The organism is Blastomonas fulva, assembly GCF_003431825.1.
GTDB lineage: Bacteria > Pseudomonadota > Alphaproteobacteria > Sphingomonadales > Sphingomonadaceae > Blastomonas > Blastomonas fulva.
Genome location: NZ_CP020084.1, coordinates 93,977 through 111,405, shown reverse-complemented (window position 1 = coordinate 111,405; position 17,429 = coordinate 93,977). Strand labels below are relative to the sequence as shown.

Here is a 17,429-nt window from a genome sequence, read left to right as displayed (position 1 = left end):
CGGCCAGAGGTCAGACCCTCCTCCCCTCCACAAATCCGGCTTGCCTGCTCTCTCATTAAGGTGGTACGCTTTATTTTCTCACACAGGGGCCTCATCCGTTACAAATGACCAACACTCTCATCGGATATGCCCGCTGCTCAACCGACAAGCAGGATCTCACCGCCCAGCGCCGGGCGCTGATCGAGCTCGGTGTGCCCGAAGACCGCATCTACACCGACCACGGTCTGACCGGCCGCAACCGCGATCGCCCCGGCCTCGCCCAGGCACTCGCCGCGGTCCGCGCCGGCGAGACGCTGGTCGTACCCAAGCTGGACCGCCTCGCCCGGTCAGTCCCGGATGCGCGCGCGATCGCCGATGAACTGGAAAAGCGCGGCGTCAGCCTCGCGCTGGGCAAGCAGGTCTACGACCCCAACGACCCCATGGGCCGGATGTTCTTCAACATCCTCGCCACCTTCGCCGAATTCGAGAGCGACCTCATCCGCCTCCGCACCCGCGAGGGCATGAAGATCGCCCGGGACAAGGGCAAGCTCCGCGGCAAGCCGCCCAAGCTCTCCGACCTCCAGCAGCGCGAACTGCTCAAGATGCACGCAACCGGCGAATACTCGATCAGCGACCTCGGCAAGCTGTTCAAGGTCTCACGGCCAACGGTGTATCGGACGATCCGGCGGGGTGAGCATTCACAAGCGTAGCGTCTGCCGCCTGATCAAGACCATCCGCGACCAGCTTCCCAATCCTGCCCGATTCCGCGCCGTCGCTGGTGCTCGGAGCGCGTGAGCCAAAGGATCAAGTCAAAGCGGCGCGTGATCCATAAACTGCCAGAAGCACCCACCACTTGGCTCGCTGCATGAGCCAAAGCCAACCCATTCTTGGGCGGAGAAGAGTGCGAAGGCCCTCATTTGATCCATATTTGATTGTTGAAATAGGCCCCTTATGCGTCATTATTAGCCGCAGGAGGACGTTATGAGCACCATCAATCCACAGAAATTGATCTTCCTGCGCAAGGGAGCAAAACTTACCGCCGAAGCGCTAGCTGTCGAAGCGGGCGTCGGTCGCGCGACGATCACTCGACTCGAAAATGGAACAGCAGGCACCACGCGGGCAGAGACCGCGAAAAGGCTGGCAAATGCCCTCAAATGCCAGGTTGCGGACTTGTTCACACCTCCCGATGCTGAACAATCTCAATCGCTTTTCAACGATCGCGTACCGCTTAACATCAGCATATCGAGCGCGGCACAGAATGCCCTTGAGCTCGTGGCATTGCGCTACAACGAAACACGCGAGACCATCCTCGAACTCGCCCCCCTGCTGTTTGATCTTTTGGCCCGCGAAAGCCTACTCGAGCGCAGCCGTAACCTGGCAGAACTCTGGCTCCGCCGAGACGCGGTCGCGAGCATGGGCGAGCGCTACTCCCACCTAGGCGGCAGGTTTCTTCACGACTGGCAAGCCGAAGAAGTCGAGAGCCGGGAGGAGGCCTCGATCAGGAATAGGGATATTCGCGCTGCCTATGTCCTTGCCGATGACAGCCTCGAAGACGCCTTCGTGCCGGCGGACTACGACGACGAGTGCAATAACCCCTTCGTGGACTATCTCAATCGCCGCCTTTCAGCTGTGAGGCCAGATGGTGACACAGCCCCGTCGCTAGATGTTTGGCCGGTTTGGCGAAGCCCGTCGTATGAAATTGGCAGCGAGGAGGCACTAGCCATCGCACGCGGGGACGAGGATCTGGCAAGGGCAATTCTATCCGGGGCTGTGCCCCTTGCAAAACTCCCGAAAGCCCTTCGCACTTCCGATGACGCAGAAGCGAGAATTGCTTGGATGCGGGAGCAGAAAGCCAAGCATGACCAGAAGCTTCAAGGGCTCTTCGGCGACCTGCTCATCAATGTGAACGTGTAAGGAGGCCGCTATGGACAAAACCCCGTTCGTCAATGGCATGATTTCCGGCCGCGGTGATCTTCGCTTCTCACGCCATGGGCATCGGCGACAAGCTCAACGGAGTGTCCCGCAGTTTATAATCGACGCGCTAATCGACTTTGGCGACGAACGCTTCGTAGGCGGCGCTTGCAGATCATACAGCTTCACCAAAGCCACATGGAAGACCTTTGCAGGATACATGGGCCCAGCGATCGCAGGACATGAGCGGTTCCGGAACGTCTACATCGTCGTGGCCGAGGACAGCTCGATAATCACCGTTGCCTGGAGGCATTAAGGCTGGCGGTCGCGAGCCCCCCTACTGGGGCGCAGCGATGGCCCTGAATAGCTGGTCGATATAGTTGCTGTTGCTCTTCTCCATGAAGAGGACATTCCTCGCCTCGAGGTCCGCACGGTTCAGCCGCCGCGAGTTGAGCAGATCCCCAAAGTCAGTTTCGGACAGGATGAATGCGTTCAAGCTAAGTGAGCCATCCCCGATCTCACCCTCGAGCTTCTTGACCTCCCGGAAGAGGCCGAACTTGGGATCGTCGAGATCCAGATTACGAATGCCTTTGGGGTCAAGGAAGCTGAGGTTCTGATGGCCAGTTTCATCATCAATGAGCCACAGCAAGAAGTCCGGGTAGAAATTTCCAGCCAGGGCGAAGCCCAGCCCTTTGGCTTTACTGTCAGCATTTCGAAGCAGGTAAAGGCTCCGTTTCCCTATTGCTTTGCGCCCAGCATCGGATTCGTAAAAGGCCATGAGGTCGTGCACGAACCTGACTTCACTCTCCGCGCCAAGGCCTAGCGGTCTCATCTTCAACGGCAGGGTGCCGTCCTTGACCGGGCAAAGCAGCGGATAAAACAGGTGCCGATCGAAGCTGATCGCTACCATATTGGCCGCATGCCACTTGCTGGCTTCGCCGATGTTCCCCGCCGCAACAAGCTCCTGCAGCGCCTTTAAACGGTTCAGGTAGGTTTCGCCGGCGTCGCTGTTCTCGATCTCGAACTGGTATAGTTTGAGCATCGAGCCATGCTCTTCCGTCACCTCATCGAGGTCGAAATACTGACCTTCATAGGCCGCTTTCAGGCCCTGATAGAAACGATCAGTATAGTCGCACAGCAGCTGGAGCAGGACGTCCTGAAGTTTCAGGACCGTCGTAAAGCCCGAGAACGTCAGCTCGCTCGCTGGCATGAACAAGGTGTACCAGTCGTCGCGGCTCTCGCAGAATTGACGAAGCCGTGCCTTCTCGAGGCGCAGATTGCTCCAACTCTTCTGCAGCTTGTACTGCTGCAACGACAGGAAAAGGCGATCCCAGTCGAACATGGCCATCAAGGCCCGGTCGATCTTGCCGATGTGGCGCGCGTTACCGTCATCCGTCTGCCCCTTGCCGTCGGAGGCCATGGCTTCAACGCGTGGGTAGAGGTCCAGCGTGACATGCGGCGGTTTGATCTTGCCTTCGAATTCTGCAGGCACCTCGTAGAGCCATGGAAAATGGACTCGCTTGAACCCTTTGGCCTGATTGTCTTTGTAGCCATCGCGCAGCTTGAGGGTTTTCAGGCGCCTGCCAGTCGGCAGGTTGCTGCGGGTCGGAAAATCGAGCGTGATGATCTCGTCGCTCGGCGTGATCCCTTCCTCGATCAGATATTCGCGGAAAGTGGCCATGTAGTCGGCCCGCACCCCGAAAATGTTGAGCGCCTCCAGCTTTTCCAGGTAGCTTCCCTTCGGCCGCTCGGTCGGCAATGACCGTTTCAGCGACATGTCACGCCCCTTCAGGCGAACGCCGCGGCCGAAGAGCTGGATTATCTGCGAGCCCTCCCCCCGCCCCATATTGAGCAAGCCCATGGTGGACACCCGCCAACTCGACCAGCCCTCGGTGAACTTGCGCGACCCCACCAGCATCGACATGCGGCTGTCAGGCAGGTTGATCTGATGAAACAGGCTGCCAGCGAAATCGTAGCTCTCGGTATCGAACCCGGTTTCGGCCTCATCGGCCGTTTTGAAGAAGCCGCTGTCATCGCCGATGTTGATCAGGCCAAATGGCTCTGAGCTGCCAACACGCAGCGCAAGCTCGCCCTTGCTGCTCTTGAGGTTGATGAGCTTCAGCCGCTGGCGCGATTCCGCATTGAAAACGCGGCGCAGGATATCGGCATAGACGGCTTCTGCATCTTGCCCGAGAAGTGGAGTGAAGCGCCCGGCGAAGATACTACGCCCCTTGGTATCAAGCAGTTGGGCTCGGTCGGCGATCAGCTCTGCGATCCAGCCTTTGGCGCGTTCGTCATTGTTCAGGAACCCGGCGAGGAAGCCGAGCACCGCCATAAGGTCGCTCTCTTCCCCAGCGACAGTATGGCCGACAAACACCCAGAGTGGCCGCTCGATATTGAAGTCGGCCATGACGGACCGCTTCGTCTCCCACAGGTAGAGCTGCTGGTAGAAGGCCAGCAAGCATGCCGTGAAATAGAGCGCGCGGGTCTCCTCATCGCGGTCGTCCGCAAGGTTGAGGATTAGGTGCTCCTTGCCGTAGCCATCAGCGTAGAAGAACTTGTAGCTGTAATCGAACAGGATTGCCTTGGCGTAAGTCTCCTTCACGGCATCGCTGCGCGCCCGCTTCTGCTCTGCGAGGCTGAGGCTCAGCTGCGCCCGTTCGTCACCGGTCAAGGTGCGCCATTGGCGCTCCGGGAAGATCCTTTTGGCCTTGCGCTTAAGCAGTTCCTCTTCCGCCTTTTCGACCGTCATTCCCTTACCGACAGCCTGCGAGAATGTTGCGCTGTATTCGAAGGCAAAGCCCTTGCTCACCAGCTTCTCGCGGCGGGCAAGCCATGCGCCTGCACCGCTGCTGGTTCCGCGATGGCCCTCGTCTACCAGCACGAGATTGTCGCCTTCGAAGGCGTCCACGGCGACAGTCTTGTCGCCGCCCTCATCCCCGAGCTTGTTGACGTCGATCACCTCGATCGTGCCGGGGAAGTCGGGGGCACGGTTCTTGTCGAATAGGCGATGGAACGAGAATCCGGAGAGCGACAGCTCCTCAAGATGCTGGCGCGACAGGCCCTCATTGGGGGTGAGGATGATGATCTTGTCGGGGTATGTTCCGGAAGCCGTGCCGGCGTTGCCGCCGCGATAGTATTGCAGATACTGCCGGATGTTGACATGCAGCAGCAACGTCTTGCCGCTCCCGGTCGCGCTCCAATAGGCGATCTTGTTGAGATCGTCTGCGGTATAGGGGCGGAACGGCTCGGCCCCCTCTTCCTCACTGTACGCCTTCAGCTCGGCGTTCAGGCCATCGAGCAAGTCCTGCCGATGGTTGAAATACCAGTCGAGGTAGATTTCGCTGAACAGCAGGCTGAGGTACTGGAAGTACTTCATCGTCAGCACCGCGCCCTCGGCGACGTTGCGTTTTTCGGTGATCGCCTTCCAATGAGCAACGATGTTCAGGTCATAGCGGCGCAGCTCGGTATTGCTGATGCGGTCATATTCGAACAGGTCGCGCACCAGTTCGTGGAAAAACCGCGTCTGCCCGTCATCGTCCAGCCCTTCATGCCGGTCAGCACCCAGGCGTTCCTTGAGCACGGCGAGGCTCTTCCCCCGGAAGTGGGAGAGCATCCAGCGATTGAGCACCAGCTCCTGATGGAAGCTGCGTTTCCTGGCGGGCGCACGTGTCATCAGGCATCCGCCACATCGAACATGCGGGAAAGGAACTCCGGTTCGATCTGCCGCAGCTTCAGCGTTCGTTCAACGACGCCGTCACCTTCCGCTCCACTGTAGATGAGCGGAATGTTGTGGTCGCCATTGATGTATATCACTTCGTATTTGCTCGACCTCTCGGCGAGATCCAGATCGAAGCGAGGTATCAAGCGTTGCAGCCGGTCGTGATCAATGACCTCGCAATCTCGCCAAATGATAAGGGCCAATTTTCCGTCAGGCAGCGTTCCCGTCACACGAACGTAACCACGACGGATGTCGGAATCATATTCCTTGACCGTGAGCCCGATCAGGTAGTTGAACGTCTCGACAAGATCGACCTTGGTGCGCTGGGTGGCACCGGCGCTGTCGACCGCAATATCCAACTCGTAATCGAATGGCTTTTTGAAATCCTCGACCGAGAGCAACGATCCGCGCGCCTCTACGTCGAGCATGTATCGCATCAGATATTCATCGCGCGCACCTTCACCCATGCGCTCGAGCAGGCCCTGCTGAGCAGCGTCACGCTTGAGCGTCAGGTTGTTCAGGGTGTCCTCGTAACTTTCGATCTTCAGCACCTTGAAAGCGTGGCTGATGCCCGTGTTGGGAGCCGTGGGCTTTCCGTCGACCCATTCTGCTGAATACGTGACCTTTTGCATTCGCGGCTTAAGCACTGTGTCGAACGATGCACCTTGGTCAGACAAGATATACCTTCTGCTTCCGCCATCAGAACGGTTTAGCGTGAACGTCGCCTCGCCGGTTGTGCCAGAGCCAGCAAAAAAATCTGCAACAAGAGCAGATCTGTCTTTGTATCCAATGCCAATGATATCCTGGATTAGGCCAACGGGCTTTGGAAACTTTGCCGCATCAAAACCAAAGAGACTTCGGACCGCATCAGTCCCGCTCTGTGTATATGGCCCAATTAGAACGCTAGCGGGCTTTCTGCCGCGTTCTTCACCAGCTTCATTAAACCGATACTGCTTGTAGCTTGCAATGGGAACGCCGTCGGACAAGGTGATCACGATCTCATCGTCGATGAGCGCTTGGCGCACTTTGTCCCAGCTCCATTGCCACTGCCTTTCCGGCTTGACGAACTCACCCTGCCAAGGCGAGCCGTCTTCGTTGGCAAGAAGCCATCCCTCTTCAAAGGAGCCGGTTAATTGAATTTCATTGCGATCCAAGCACCCAGCAATCCGCTTAGCCTCATCCGACCAACCCTTTGAGCCTAAAGTGGAAATCGGAGGAACTGGGATTGGATACGTGAGAGATTTTCGAAAATCATTGCTGTTGGTGTTCAAAGGCTGAAGCCGGTGCTTCCCTCGCACTTCGAATTTTCCATCCTTCAATTTATAATATTTGACAGCATCCGGATCGGGCGGAAGATCGAGAAAGGGGACGGCACCCTTATCGATCGCAAACTGGTGAATATATTCATGCAAATTGTTGATGTGCTTTGTCTTAGCACCGCCGCCATAGGCTTTTTTCCAAACGACTTCTTCGAGGAAGTTACCCTCTCCAAATTCGGAAAAAAGCAATGGTAATAGGTTCCTGTTCTCGTCCCGATCGATGCTTACCGAGAATATCCCGTTCGATTTCATGACCGATTTCATCAATGGAATGCGATTGGCAATCATAGTCATCCAAGAAGAATGGCGATATGAGTCTTTGTAAGCAAATCCATCGTCGCCAGTATTATATGGCGGATCGATATAAACGGATTTTACTTTTTCCCGATACCGCTCATCCAACAACGCCAACGCTTGGAAATTGTCGCCATGCACTAGCAAGCCATCCGTGCAGGCATCCAGATCAGGAATAGCCTTGAGCAGGTCAGCGCGGAAAGTGGCGTCGAACAGCGCGGTGTCCACCATCAGATAGGGCTGGGCTTTCAGGTCTGCGGCGGTACCAAGTGCAGCGCTGTCGCGCATGCCCAGATCGTGCCACTGCGCCCATTGTGCGGGGTTGGCTGCGATCCGGTCATAGAGCGCCTCGGGCACGCGATCGAGCGTGACGCAATAATGCGCCGCCACGACGAACTTCTTCTTGAGCCACAGCTTCTTCTGGAAATCCTCGATGCTGGCAAGGAAGGTGATTAGATCCTGCGCAATCTTGCGCAGGCACTGGATCATTCGCAGGTTGGCCTCGATCGCGGCGAAACTCTTGGCATCCTGCACATCGTCGAGGTTCATCACCTCGTTCTTGATGTAGAAATCGAGCTCCCGCCGGAGGAACGTGCCAAGGTCTTTGTGAATGAAGTAGTCGACCGTGTTCTTCTGGGTATAGGTCGTCAGGTGCTTTTCCAGCACGGTGCGCTGCGGGTTCTTGTCCGTCGGCGCGCGGGTGGTCAGGTCCAGCCAGCTCGCCTTCACCGCCTCATCAGCCAGCACGGCCTGCACCGCGGCATCGACGAGGCTTTCCTGCTTTGTCTTGGCCGGGAAGGCCCGGTATTCGAACCGGATGACAAGATCGCCGTCTTCCTCGCCAATGGGGACGATCTCTTCCTCGTAAGGCTCGCCCTCATCATCGACGCGGGTGACAGTGCGCGCCTCGGCTAGCGCGAAGCGGCGGTCCTTGTCATTGTCCTTGCGATTGTCCTTGGCGGTGTCCGCGGCGATCAGCTGGAACCGGACCGCGCGGCCATCGGGCAGCTTGAAGCCGTAGTTGCTGAACGCCTCGCCGGACTTGGTGTAGTACTGGTCCTTGTTGGCCCAATGCAGCACCACCTCCTCCCCGGCATAGGGGATGGCATAGGTATCGCCCTTGTACCGGCGCTGGCTGATGAAATCGCCCTTGTCGTAGTAGCGCGAGAAGAACGCCAGCAGGTGCGAGAACACAGCGTTTTCGTGATCGGACGCGCCGGATGCCGCACCGGCGATCGCGGCGCGCAATTCCTTGACCTTGGGGAGCGTTTCGGGGTCTGCGCCGAGCGCCTTAGCAGCCTTGATCGCCTCCTCAAGCTCGCGCTGCTGGGCCTCCATGTTGGCGGCGGAGCCCGTAGCCAGCGCCGCTTCTACTTGCTCCCGAAGTCGCTTGGTCAGGTATTCGTTGATCTCGTCCGCGCGGGCATTGAGGATGCGGTAGACGCCGAAATCAAGCTCCGGCCGGTCAATCTGGAAAATCTCGCGCAGCTTGGTGACGAGTTCGTCGAATTTGCTCACATTCACTCCTCGGGGGACGTCGGCAGCCCTGACTCGGACGGTGCCGTTGATCGTCGACGCTTAGCTACAGTGTCGACCGCATTCTGCAACCGCTCGAGGTCGCCGTCCGCTATGGTATGACGGTGAAGCACAAGCACATCAATCACTTCGTCGATGAGTTCTGAGAGCGAGAAATCTTCATTCCGAATGGAGATGTGCCCGGCATCGCTTTGAATTCGTCGGGGCCAAAAGCTGGCAGTTTCGATCGCACTCCAATCAAAATCTGGCGAGCGATCCTTATCGCGTGAGAGCTTTCCGCTTTGATTGACCCGAATTGGAAACTGCGCAGCGACCCGCCTCGCAATGACGAACCGGGCCTCCTTGTCTGTAACGAGCTGCAGCAGTTGCTGAACCTGCGTCACGTCACCATGCCTCGCATAGTGGCGCAGAGCCGCACGCATGGCGTCCTCATAGGTCTTGCGATAGTTCGGATCGCGCGGATACCATCCAATGTCCGAGGGTTTGGTTGGCATAGTATGAGGGCTCTCAGATAACCGACCAACGAATGGTGAACAGAGTTTCCGACTGCGTGCGCTGAGCCATGCGCTTTTGCAGCGCATCGATCATGCTGTCCCGACGTTCGGCAATTTCGTCTTCAACGTCAAAGATTTCCTGCCGCTGCTTACGCTGCTTGCGCTCCAGCTCCTGCAACTTTCTCTGAGCCTCGTGCTCCTCCTCGACGGTGGCGGCGTTCCGCGCCTGCCGGCGCATCGCCTTGATCTGCTCCTTGGTGTCCTTGAGCGCCCGTTCTGCCGCGAAGATCTTGTCCTCAGCCCACTGCTCCAGCTTCTCTCGCGCCTGGGCGAAGTGCTTGCCGCTGGCCTCGGCAGCCTGATTGAGCGTCGCCTTTTCGAGACGCTCGGCACCGGCCTGAAGCCGCGCAGCGATTCCATCGGGCACCGAGATCGGACGCCCCACCGTGGCGCCGATGGAGAACATCTTCTCGCAGACTTCGGCATCGAGCGAGCGCCCGTCATCATCCATGCCCGAGAGCAGGAGATGCTCCTCATCCTCGAATGCGGAAATGGTCAGCCGGCGCAGACTGAGCCACCCGCTGGTCCCCCGCATTTCCTCCATGACGGCGTTGCGAACCGGATGCCCGCTGACATCGAAGTGCAGTTCGGCCGTGGGTGTTGGAAGGGCCTTCGCCGCATCGAGCACATGCTCACCCAACGGATGAGACAGCCGGTACAGGAAGCTACCGTAGGCGTTTGTCTCCAGCCCGTCTTCGCGCAGCTTTGAAATCAGATGGTATCGGCCGCGGGGGATTTCAGGCGCTGGTGGCTGGTGGAGGTCGAAAGTGAGGCTGGCAGGATCAAACTTCGCTGCCGTGTCCAGCATGTGCCGCGTGACGTCCCAGAACTTGCTGCTGATCCGGTCGAGCTGAGCCTTGGTCTCATCCAGACGCAGCTTCAGCCGGGCGTGAACATCTTCGTCAAAATGCTCCAACAGCGTGGCGCGGGTCTCGTCCATCCGAGAGGCGATTTGCTCCTCAAGCTCGGCCTGCAAGGCATCAAAGGCCGACTTGATCTCGTCCTCAGTCCGGCACTTCTCATAGATCGCCAGGATCCGGCGCTCGAAATCGACACCTGACTCGATGGCGCCGAGCACCTCATCCGACGCGCCGAAAACGCCGTCGAACAGCTTGAACTTGTCGCGGAGCAATTCATGCACGCGCATATCGACCGCGTTGCGCTCGTTGAGGAAGTTTATGACGATGACGTCGTGGGTCTGGCCGTAGCGGTGGCACCGTCCGATCCGCTGCTCTATCCGCTGCGGATTCCAGGGCAGGTCATAATTGATGACCATCGAGCAGAATTGGAGGTTGACGCCCTCGGCCGCCGCCTCGGTCGCGATCATGATGTCGGCATGGTCACGGAAATGGTCGATCAAGGCACTACGCATGTCGATCGCGCGAGACCCGGTGGAACGGCCGCTGTCGGCATTTTCGGCGATCCAGCGCTCGTAGATCGCCTGATTGTCCTCGCCAGCGTTGGTGCCGCTGAAGCTGACGACCTTCCCTCGGTGTCCGTTATCTTCGAGGAATCGTCTAAGATAATCCTGGGTCCGACGGGACTCAGTAAAGATCAGCGCTTTGCGCTTGGCGCCCATTTCGGCCTGCTTGGCAAAACCGATATCCAGCGCCTTTTGGAGCGCAAAAGTCTTGCTGTCGGTCTGGATCGCCTTCGCCCGGTCAACCAGCGCAGCAATCTCTTCGGTTTCCTTGCGCAGTTTGATCGGTTGGATGACCAGCTCTCGATCTTCCGGATCGCTCTCCGTCTCCCACTCCTCAAGCAACTCAGGCTCGAATTCCTCATCTTCGAGCAGGGCCTCGAGCAAATCACTGCCGGAATCGGCTTCGCTCTTGCGGAGTTCCTCTAGCCGAGATTTCATAGTCGAGAGGGTTCCGGCAATTGCAACCGACGATGACGCGAGCAACTTGCGCATCACCAGCACCGTGAGATGCCTTTGCCGATCCGGCACCGAATACGTCCCCTCTTCCTCGAGAAACTTCGTAACCAGATCGTAGAGCTCCTGCTCTGCATCGGTGGGATAGAATGGCTGGGTCAGGGCATGCCTTGCCGTGTAGCGAACGTACTCCATGACCTGGCGGCGCAACGTCCGCTTGCAGAATTCGGTCAGGCGGCCACGCAGTTCCGCGATGCTGCCGCCCGCGTTCATGTACTTCGCGCGAAAGGCATATTGGTCGCCAAAGAGATCCTCATCGATCAACGTCGACAGGCCATAAAGTTCAAGCAGGCTGTTCTGAAGCGGGGTGGCGGTCAGCAGAAGCTTCTTGCGACCCTCGGTTGCCCATCGGATCGCCTGCCCAAGCCGATTGCTCTGCCTGTAGGCGTTCCGCAATTTGTGGGCCTCGTCGATCACCACGAGGTCCCATTCGATCGCACGTACCTCGTCCTGCAGCCTCGCCGCGTAATGATAGGAAGTGATCAGCACAGCCTTCTGCTCAAGAGGCCAAGCATGGCCTTCTCGGCGCAGCTCACGGTAGGTTTTTGCGTCCAGAACAAACGCCGGCAGATTGAACTTCTCTTGAAGTTCGTTCGCCCATTGCTGGCGGATGGCGGCGGGGCAGATGATGATCAGGTGGCGCTTGCGCTCCGCCCACTTCTGGCAGAGCACAATCCCCGCCTCGATGGTTTTGCCTAAGCCCACCTCATCGGCAAGTATGACGCCCTGAGACAATGGCGATTGCAGCGCGAAGGTTGCGGCTTCGATCTGGTGCGGGTTGAGATCAACCGATGCGTCAAACAACGACATCGACAGGTTATCCTCAGCACCGGATGGCGCCTGCCGAGTCACCTGGTACGAGAAAAGTCGGGCGTGGTAATCGGTAATCCGCATCCAGACTGGGTAGCATGGCCTGTAAATCAGACTAGCCCCCGAAACTCATCAGCCATACGAAGGCCTTCGTATCGCGAGCTTTTCTGCGCCAATCTGCGCCTTGTCCGGGCATCGAGGCGAGCTGCCCAGTCGCGACGTCCTCAAATCAAAGGTTGAAGGGTATCTTCACGCAGCTACTCACCTTGATGAGTCGGTGACGTAAGCATATGTTCTGGCGATGAAATGGAAGCCTCGCAACCTGCGCGATCTGAGCCGAATGATCGTGGGCGACGTTGAGCATTTTCAGTATCGCTCAAGCAAATACATCACCGAATTCTTCGAGGACTGTGATCTTGAGTTCGTTCATAATGGCGAAACGCGCCCGGTCTGGGTAGCAGAGCGGCTCGAAGAAGTGCTGGCCATGCCCGGCCCCACCCAGACATCCATGCCCGACGCTTTTCTGCGGATTATCCGCCGCCTTCTCGACAAGTGCGAAGCCGAGGGCGATGACATCGATCGCTCGAAAGCGCTTTCGGCACTCAATATCGTTCTACTTCATGAAGGCTGGGCCGCATTTTATGATGAGGACGGCCTCGCACAGCTTCGGCATGTTGCAACCAATACCATCGCGCAGATGGCCAATCCCCATCGCCCATTCACGCCATCCGAGGTCGAGCGCCGCGATCAGCTCTTCGCCTATCTTGGCAAGTGCTCCGAGGATGAGTTGATTGAGGAAGTGCTATTGCCGCTCTTCCGCCAGCTCGGCTTCCACCGAATCACATCCGCAGGGCACAAGGACAAGGCACTGGAATATGGGAAGGATGTGTGGATGAAATACACGCTGCCGACCCTTCACGTCCTCTATTTCGGCATTCAGGCAAAGAAGGGAAAGCTCGATGCTTCCGGCGTGAGCACCTCCAACGTCGCTGAGATCCACAACCAGGTGATGATGATGCTTGGCCACGAGATCTTCGATCCCGAGCTGAACCGCCGGGTGCTGGTTGATCACGCGTTCATCGTTGCTGGAGGCGAAATCACCAAGCAGGCGCGCAACTGGATTGGTAACAAGCTCGATGCAAGCAAGCGGTCGCAGGTGATGTTCATGGACAGGGACGACATCCTCAATCTGTTCGTCGTCAGCAATCTGCCCCTGCCCAAAGGCGCGCTTCCATCGAAGCTTCCGGCGTGGGACGACCTCGACGACGATGTGCCGTTCTAATGCGACACGATGAAATCCCTGACGAGCTTCGTCCGCTCGTCTACGACTTCTTCTTCTGGTTCTCGCGCTTCGAATATGCGCTGAAAGAGGCGCGAATGCTGAAGAAGCTCGAGCCAGGCGAAAAGGCTGAGGCAGACTGGACCCGCTTCATCAACGCGCACAAGGACGGCTATCAGATCAATGCAGCGGGCAAGGCACTGATCGCAGCGAACCCGAAGCGACAAATCGTAACCGAGACAGGCCTCGATTTTCGAGACGTCGGCTTCAATCCCGGGGCAAGCGATCTCGAGCGCGTCGTTCGGCTCGCAAACGCCGTGCGCAACAATCTGTTTCACGGTGGCAAGCACGGCAGCGCCTATTGGACTGATGCGGACAGAATGAAGCTGCTGCTGCAAACCACGATATGCGTTTTGGATGATCTTGCCGATCAAACAGGCCTAACCTCGGACTATCGCAGCGAGTACTGAAACTGGGATGGCGATATCATTGGCCGGGGGCATACCTTTACGCTGGTTGAGCTGCGCGATTGGATCAAGATCGGCCGGTCGTAGCTAGGCTGGTTGCAGTGCACGGTGTCGGCGAAACTGCCCGGCCCTCATTGCAAAAATTCTTGGCCCAGCGTCACAGCTTGTGACTATAAGGCCGTCATGGAAGGAGAATATGGCATCGGCGCCTACACGGCACTTGAGGCATCCCGAATGGTCGGGATGAGTCAGGCTACCCTGCGTCGCTGGCTACTCGGCTATCATCACGACAACAAAGACGAGCCGGCGTTATGGCAACCCCAATACGAACCTGATGAAGACGGTGTGCTGCTCGGTTTCCGGGATCTGGTGGAAGCACGCATCGTCAACGCCTTGCGAAAGCGCCGCATTGGGCTAACCACAATCCGCCAATGCATTGAGCGAGCGAGGGTCATCGTCGGTGACGAACGGCCGTTTTCAACCCAGCAATTTCGGACCGATGGGAAAACCATTTTTCTCGAGATAACCCGGAACATCGATGAACCGGAGTTCATCGATCTCAAGAAAAGCCAGGGTGTTTTCAAGCGGGTCGTCGAGCCCAGCCTTGAGGATTTGGACTTCGGGCCAGCTGGTGCCGAACGCTGGTGGCTGCTTCACGGAAAGAAGACTGTCGTGGCGGACCCGGCACGGTCCTTTGGCCAACCTATCCTAGCCGACCCTGGAATCTCGACCGCGCGGATCGCCGAGATCGTGGCCGCAGAAGGCTCCGTCGATCAGGCCGCCAAGGTCTATGACATCAAGCCGAAACTCATCCGCGATGCCCTCGAGTACGAAGCAAGTCTCGGTGCACGAAAGGCTGCATGAAGCTGCTGGTAGACAACAACCTGCCCCCAAGGCTTGGCCGGGGACTGGGTGCGTTTTTCGAAGGCATTCACACCGTTGTCCACATCAAGGACAAATTTGGCACTGGGAGCCTCAAGGACGAAGAATGGATCGAGCTTCTCGGGAAAGAGGGTCGGTGGTGCGTACTGACAGCTGACCGCAATATCGCCAAGAAGCGGCCATCCAGACACCTTTTTGCGCAGGCCGGGCTGGTCGGTTTCTTCCCTGCTCCAGCGGTTGCCAAGTGGTCCGCCGAGCGACAGTGCGCACGCATTCTGACGCTCTGGCCAACATTGGTCAGCATATCCGAGTCCGTTTCCAGTGGGTTCTATGAAATCGGCGCGAAGGGCGAACGGCTTCGCGGGATTTGATGCGATCAACCCGATCTGATCGGCTCACTCAAGCACCAATCGGGCACGGCCAACTACCCGATGGCAGCAATTTGGTTCTGGAAACTGATCTGACGTGACCCCCTGATTTTCCTCCACGAGCGATTAGAGTCTGGCCTGAAGGAAGGACAGACGATGAAGCGTATGAGGTTTTCAGAAGAGCAGATCATTGGCGTGCTGAAGGAGGCGGAGGCGGGTGCGAAGACCGCTGATCTTGCTCGGCGGCACGGTGTGTCGGAAGCGACGATCTACAACTGGAAGGCCAAGTATGGGGGGATGGAGGTGTCGGAGGCCCGGCGTTTGCGGGAGCTCGAGAGCGAGAACGCGAAGCTCAAGCGGCTGCTGGCCGATGCGATGCTGGACAACGTGGCTCTGAAGGATTTGCTTTCAAAAAAGTGGTGACGCCCGCCGCGAAGCGGGAAGCTGCCGCTCATCTCCAAGCGTGCCATGGGATGAGCGAGCGGCGGGCGTGCCGCGTCATCGATGCTGATCGCAAGAGCGTGCGCTACCGTTCCATCCGGGATGATGACGGTGCCCTGCGCGAGAAGCTGCGCGGGCTAGCCAACCAGCGACGCCGGTTCGGCTACCGCCGCCTGCATATCCTGCTGCGCCGGGAGGGTGTGATGATCAACCGCAAGAAGACCCAGCGGCTGTATCGTGAGGAAGGTCTGGCGGTGAGGCGGCGGCGCAGCCGCAAGCGTGCTGTCGGGACCAGGGCACCGGCTCCGGTGCTGGCGCTACCGAACCAGCGCTGGAGCTTGGACTTCGTCCATGACCAGATGGCTTCTGGCAGACGGTTCCGCGTCCTCAATGTGGTCGACGACGTGACCAGGGAGTGCCTGGCGGCTGTGCCGGATACCTCGATCTCCGGACACCGCGTCGTGCGCGAGCTGACCCGGCTGATCGCCCAGCGGGGCAAGCCCGGCATGATCGTCAGCGATAATGGCACCGAGCTCACCAGCAATGCCGTGCTCGCTTGGGTAGCGCAGATCGGGGTCGAGTGGCATTACATCGCGCCGGGCAAGCCGATGCAGAACGGCTACGTCGAGAGCTTCAACGGCCGCATGCGCGATGAGCTGCTGAACGAGACCCTGTTCATGAGCCTCGCCCACGCCCGGGTCGAGATCGCTGCCTGGGTCGAGGATTACAACCGGGAGAGACCGCACTCGTCCCTTGGCTATGCAACCCCGGCGGCGTTCGCCGCCAAACTGGATAAGCAATGGCCTGCTTCGCTACGCCCTACGGGCTCCGCTATGCAGCCCATTGCTTCAACCGCGCTGATGCGCAAAACAACCGCTCGGCTCTAATCCCAGCTGGGGGAAAGCTGGGGCTCACGTCAGATCGACTTGATCCGGACCATATCGGTTTTCCATCCGCCGCAGCCGAATTACGACCTTGTTGGAAAACGAAATTGCCGCGTTAACGAACGAGAACGCTCGATATCCACAGCGCTTGCAACGAACATGGCTGTAACAAAGATCGTTATCCCACTAGCCAGCGAAAGGATCCCGTGCCCTACACACCTGACGAGATTGCTGGGCTTTTGGCCGAAAGCCAGAAATGGACGGATAGGTGCCGCGATCTAACTGCGGCCACCATAAGCCGCCCGTATAGCAGCCAGCGTGCCAGAGAGTTCGGCGTGCATGGCCTGAGCAGACGGCTCAATATGCTTGAACACTGCATCGACCGTGTTTTCGAAAGCATCCCACCGGACGAGGCATCCCCATCACGCGTATCGCTAATGGACTCTACGGCATTCATCCACACGTTCGTAATCAACGTGTACGGCGCGATCGACAACTTGGCTCACATTTGGTGTGCCGAATGGGATATCAGAGATAAGCGCAAACGCCCGCTTGCACCGAGTCGGATTGGGCTAAAGCCGGACAACGAGATTGTCTGGATGTCTTTACCGGCGGACCTTCAGGCCTACCTTGCCGAGCATCAACAATGGTTTGCTTATCTTGAGAACTATAGGCATGCGCTTGCACACCGCATCCCCCTATATATTCCGCCAAGGCAACTTGGCACCGCCGATCAACACAGCTTCGCTGCTATCGAAGCTCAACGCGGCGAAGCCGCTGCACAAGGCGACTGGATCCGTTTCGATGAACTAGGAGGCATGCAAGACCAGCTTGGCTCCTTCGAACCGCACATAATGCATTCCTACGGTGAAGCGGCGCAGCCGGTGCGCTTCCATGCCCAGCTGATCTGCGACATCGCCACGGTAGTAGAAATAGGCGAGAACCTTTTCCGGCAGCTCGATGCATTGGCTGATAGAAGACGCGAATGCCGCGTATCCCAGAGGCCTGTTCAGTCCGATTAACTAGGCCAGTCCTAAATCCGGTTTTT

Annotated in this window: 12 protein-coding genes; 8 read left to right on the top strand and 4 right to left on the bottom strand. The window is 58.1% G+C overall.

Annotated features, from left to right (window positions below):
* Positions 1–104 precede the first annotated feature (104 nt).
* Together B5J99_RS19215 and B5J99_RS19210 are read left to right on the top strand one after the other, a co-directional pair.
* Entirely contained in the window at positions 105–689 is a 585-nt protein-coding gene (locus tag B5J99_RS19215; protein ID WP_117353781.1) for a recombinase family protein, read from the top strand.
* A gap of 271 nt (positions 690–960) precedes the next feature.
* The gene (locus B5J99_RS19210) at positions 961–1,893 is read left to right on the top strand and encodes a helix-turn-helix transcriptional regulator (protein ID WP_117353779.1); all 933 of its coding nucleotides are present in this window, start codon (positions 961–963) and stop codon (positions 1,891–1,893) included.
* Between the two features lie 334 nt (positions 1,894–2,227).
* Here the strand turns inward: B5J99_RS19210 and B5J99_RS19200 are convergent, their stop codons facing one another.
* From B5J99_RS19200 to B5J99_RS19185, 4 genes are read right to left on the bottom strand one after another with little or no spacing between them, the layout of a single operon-like run.
* A complete protein-coding gene (locus B5J99_RS19200) occupies positions 2,228–5,566 on the bottom strand; it encodes a DEAD/DEAH box helicase family protein (protein ID WP_117353775.1) in 3,339 nt (1,112 codons plus the stop codon).
* Entirely contained in the window at positions 5,566–8,742 is a 3,177-nt protein-coding gene (locus tag B5J99_RS19195) for a site-specific DNA-methyltransferase (RefSeq protein ID WP_117353854.1), read from the bottom strand. The genes B5J99_RS19200 and B5J99_RS19195 overlap by 1 nt, the downstream gene beginning before the upstream one ends.
* Before the next feature lie 2 nt (positions 8,743–8,744).
* Positions 8,745–9,254, bottom strand: coding sequence for a hypothetical protein (locus B5J99_RS19190; protein ID WP_117353773.1), 510 nt, complete (start codon positions 9,252–9,254; stop codon positions 8,745–8,747).
* A 13-nt stretch (positions 9,255–9,267) separates the two neighbouring features.
* Positions 9,268–12,144 (bottom strand): SNF2-related protein, encoded by a 2,877-nt coding sequence (locus B5J99_RS19185; protein WP_117353771.1) that lies wholly within the window; start codon positions 12,142–12,144, stop codon positions 9,268–9,270.
* 217 nt (positions 12,145–12,361) lie between these two features.
* Here B5J99_RS19185 and B5J99_RS19180 point away from each other — a divergent pair, with 217 nt between their 5' ends.
* The 6 genes from B5J99_RS19180 to B5J99_RS19155 all read left to right on the top strand — a co-directional run bounded on the left by B5J99_RS19180 (position 12,362) and on the right by B5J99_RS19155 (position 17,403).
* Entirely contained in the window at positions 12,362–13,342 is a 981-nt protein-coding gene (locus B5J99_RS19180) for a PDDEXK family nuclease (protein ID WP_117353769.1), read from the top strand.
* Positions 13,342–13,809, top strand: coding sequence for a hypothetical protein (locus B5J99_RS19175; RefSeq protein ID WP_117353767.1), 468 nt, complete (start codon positions 13,342–13,344; stop codon positions 13,807–13,809). Before B5J99_RS19180 ends, B5J99_RS19175 begins: the two co-directional genes overlap by 1 nt.
* 180 nt (positions 13,810–13,989) lie before the next feature.
* Positions 13,990–14,670 carry a DUF433 domain-containing protein gene (locus B5J99_RS19170; protein ID WP_117353765.1) on the top strand — a complete coding sequence of 227 codons (681 nt, stop codon included), beginning with the start codon at positions 13,990–13,992 and terminating at the stop codon, positions 14,668–14,670.
* Positions 14,667–15,059: a PIN-like domain-containing protein gene (locus B5J99_RS19165; RefSeq protein WP_117353763.1), complete on the top strand. Its 393-nt coding sequence runs from the start codon at positions 14,667–14,669 to the stop codon at positions 15,057–15,059. The genes B5J99_RS19170 and B5J99_RS19165 overlap by 4 nt, the downstream gene beginning before the upstream one ends.
* Positions 15,060–15,212: 153 nt before the next feature.
* Positions 15,213–16,384 (top strand): IS3 family transposase gene (locus B5J99_RS19160; protein ID WP_117352367.1). Its coding sequence is split into 2 segments (ribosomal slippage): positions 15,213–15,465 and positions 15,465–16,384, totalling 1,173 coding nucleotides; the frame shifts between segments, so codons are not numbered across the junction.
* Positions 16,385–16,587: 203 nt separating this feature from the next.
* Positions 16,588–17,403, top strand: a complete 816-nt coding sequence (locus tag B5J99_RS19155) for a hypothetical protein (RefSeq protein WP_162892723.1) — start codon at positions 16,588–16,590, stop codon at positions 17,401–17,403.
* Positions 17,404–17,429: the final 26 nt, after the last annotated feature.

Bases quoted from the DNA above. Each gene is read 5' to 3' on its own strand.
- B5J99_RS19215 (WP_117353781.1), top strand. From the start codon at position 105: ATGACCAACACTCTCATCGGATATGCCCGCTGCTCAACCGACAAGCAG.
- B5J99_RS19210 (WP_117353779.1), top strand. From the start codon at position 961: ATGAGCACCATCAATCCACAGAAATTGATCTTCCTGCGCAAGGGAGCA.
- B5J99_RS19200 (WP_117353775.1), bottom strand. From the start codon at position 5,566: ATGACACGTGCGCCCGCCAGGAAACGCAGCTTCCATCAGGAGCTGGTG.
- B5J99_RS19190 (WP_117353773.1), bottom strand. From the start codon at position 9,254: ATGCCAACCAAACCCTCGGACATTGGATGGTATCCGCGCGATCCGAAC.
- B5J99_RS19185 (WP_117353771.1), bottom strand. From the start codon at position 12,144: ATGCGGATTACCGATTACCACGCCCGACTTTTCTCGTACCAGGTGACT.
- B5J99_RS19180 (WP_117353769.1), top strand. From the start codon at position 12,362: ATGAAATGGAAGCCTCGCAACCTGCGCGATCTGAGCCGAATGATCGTG.
- B5J99_RS19175 (WP_117353767.1), top strand. From the start codon at position 13,342: ATGCGACACGATGAAATCCCTGACGAGCTTCGTCCGCTCGTCTACGAC.
- B5J99_RS19170 (WP_117353765.1), top strand. From the start codon at position 13,990: ATGGAAGGAGAATATGGCATCGGCGCCTACACGGCACTTGAGGCATCC.
- B5J99_RS19165 (WP_117353763.1), top strand. From the start codon at position 14,667: ATGAAGCTGCTGGTAGACAACAACCTGCCCCCAAGGCTTGGCCGGGGA.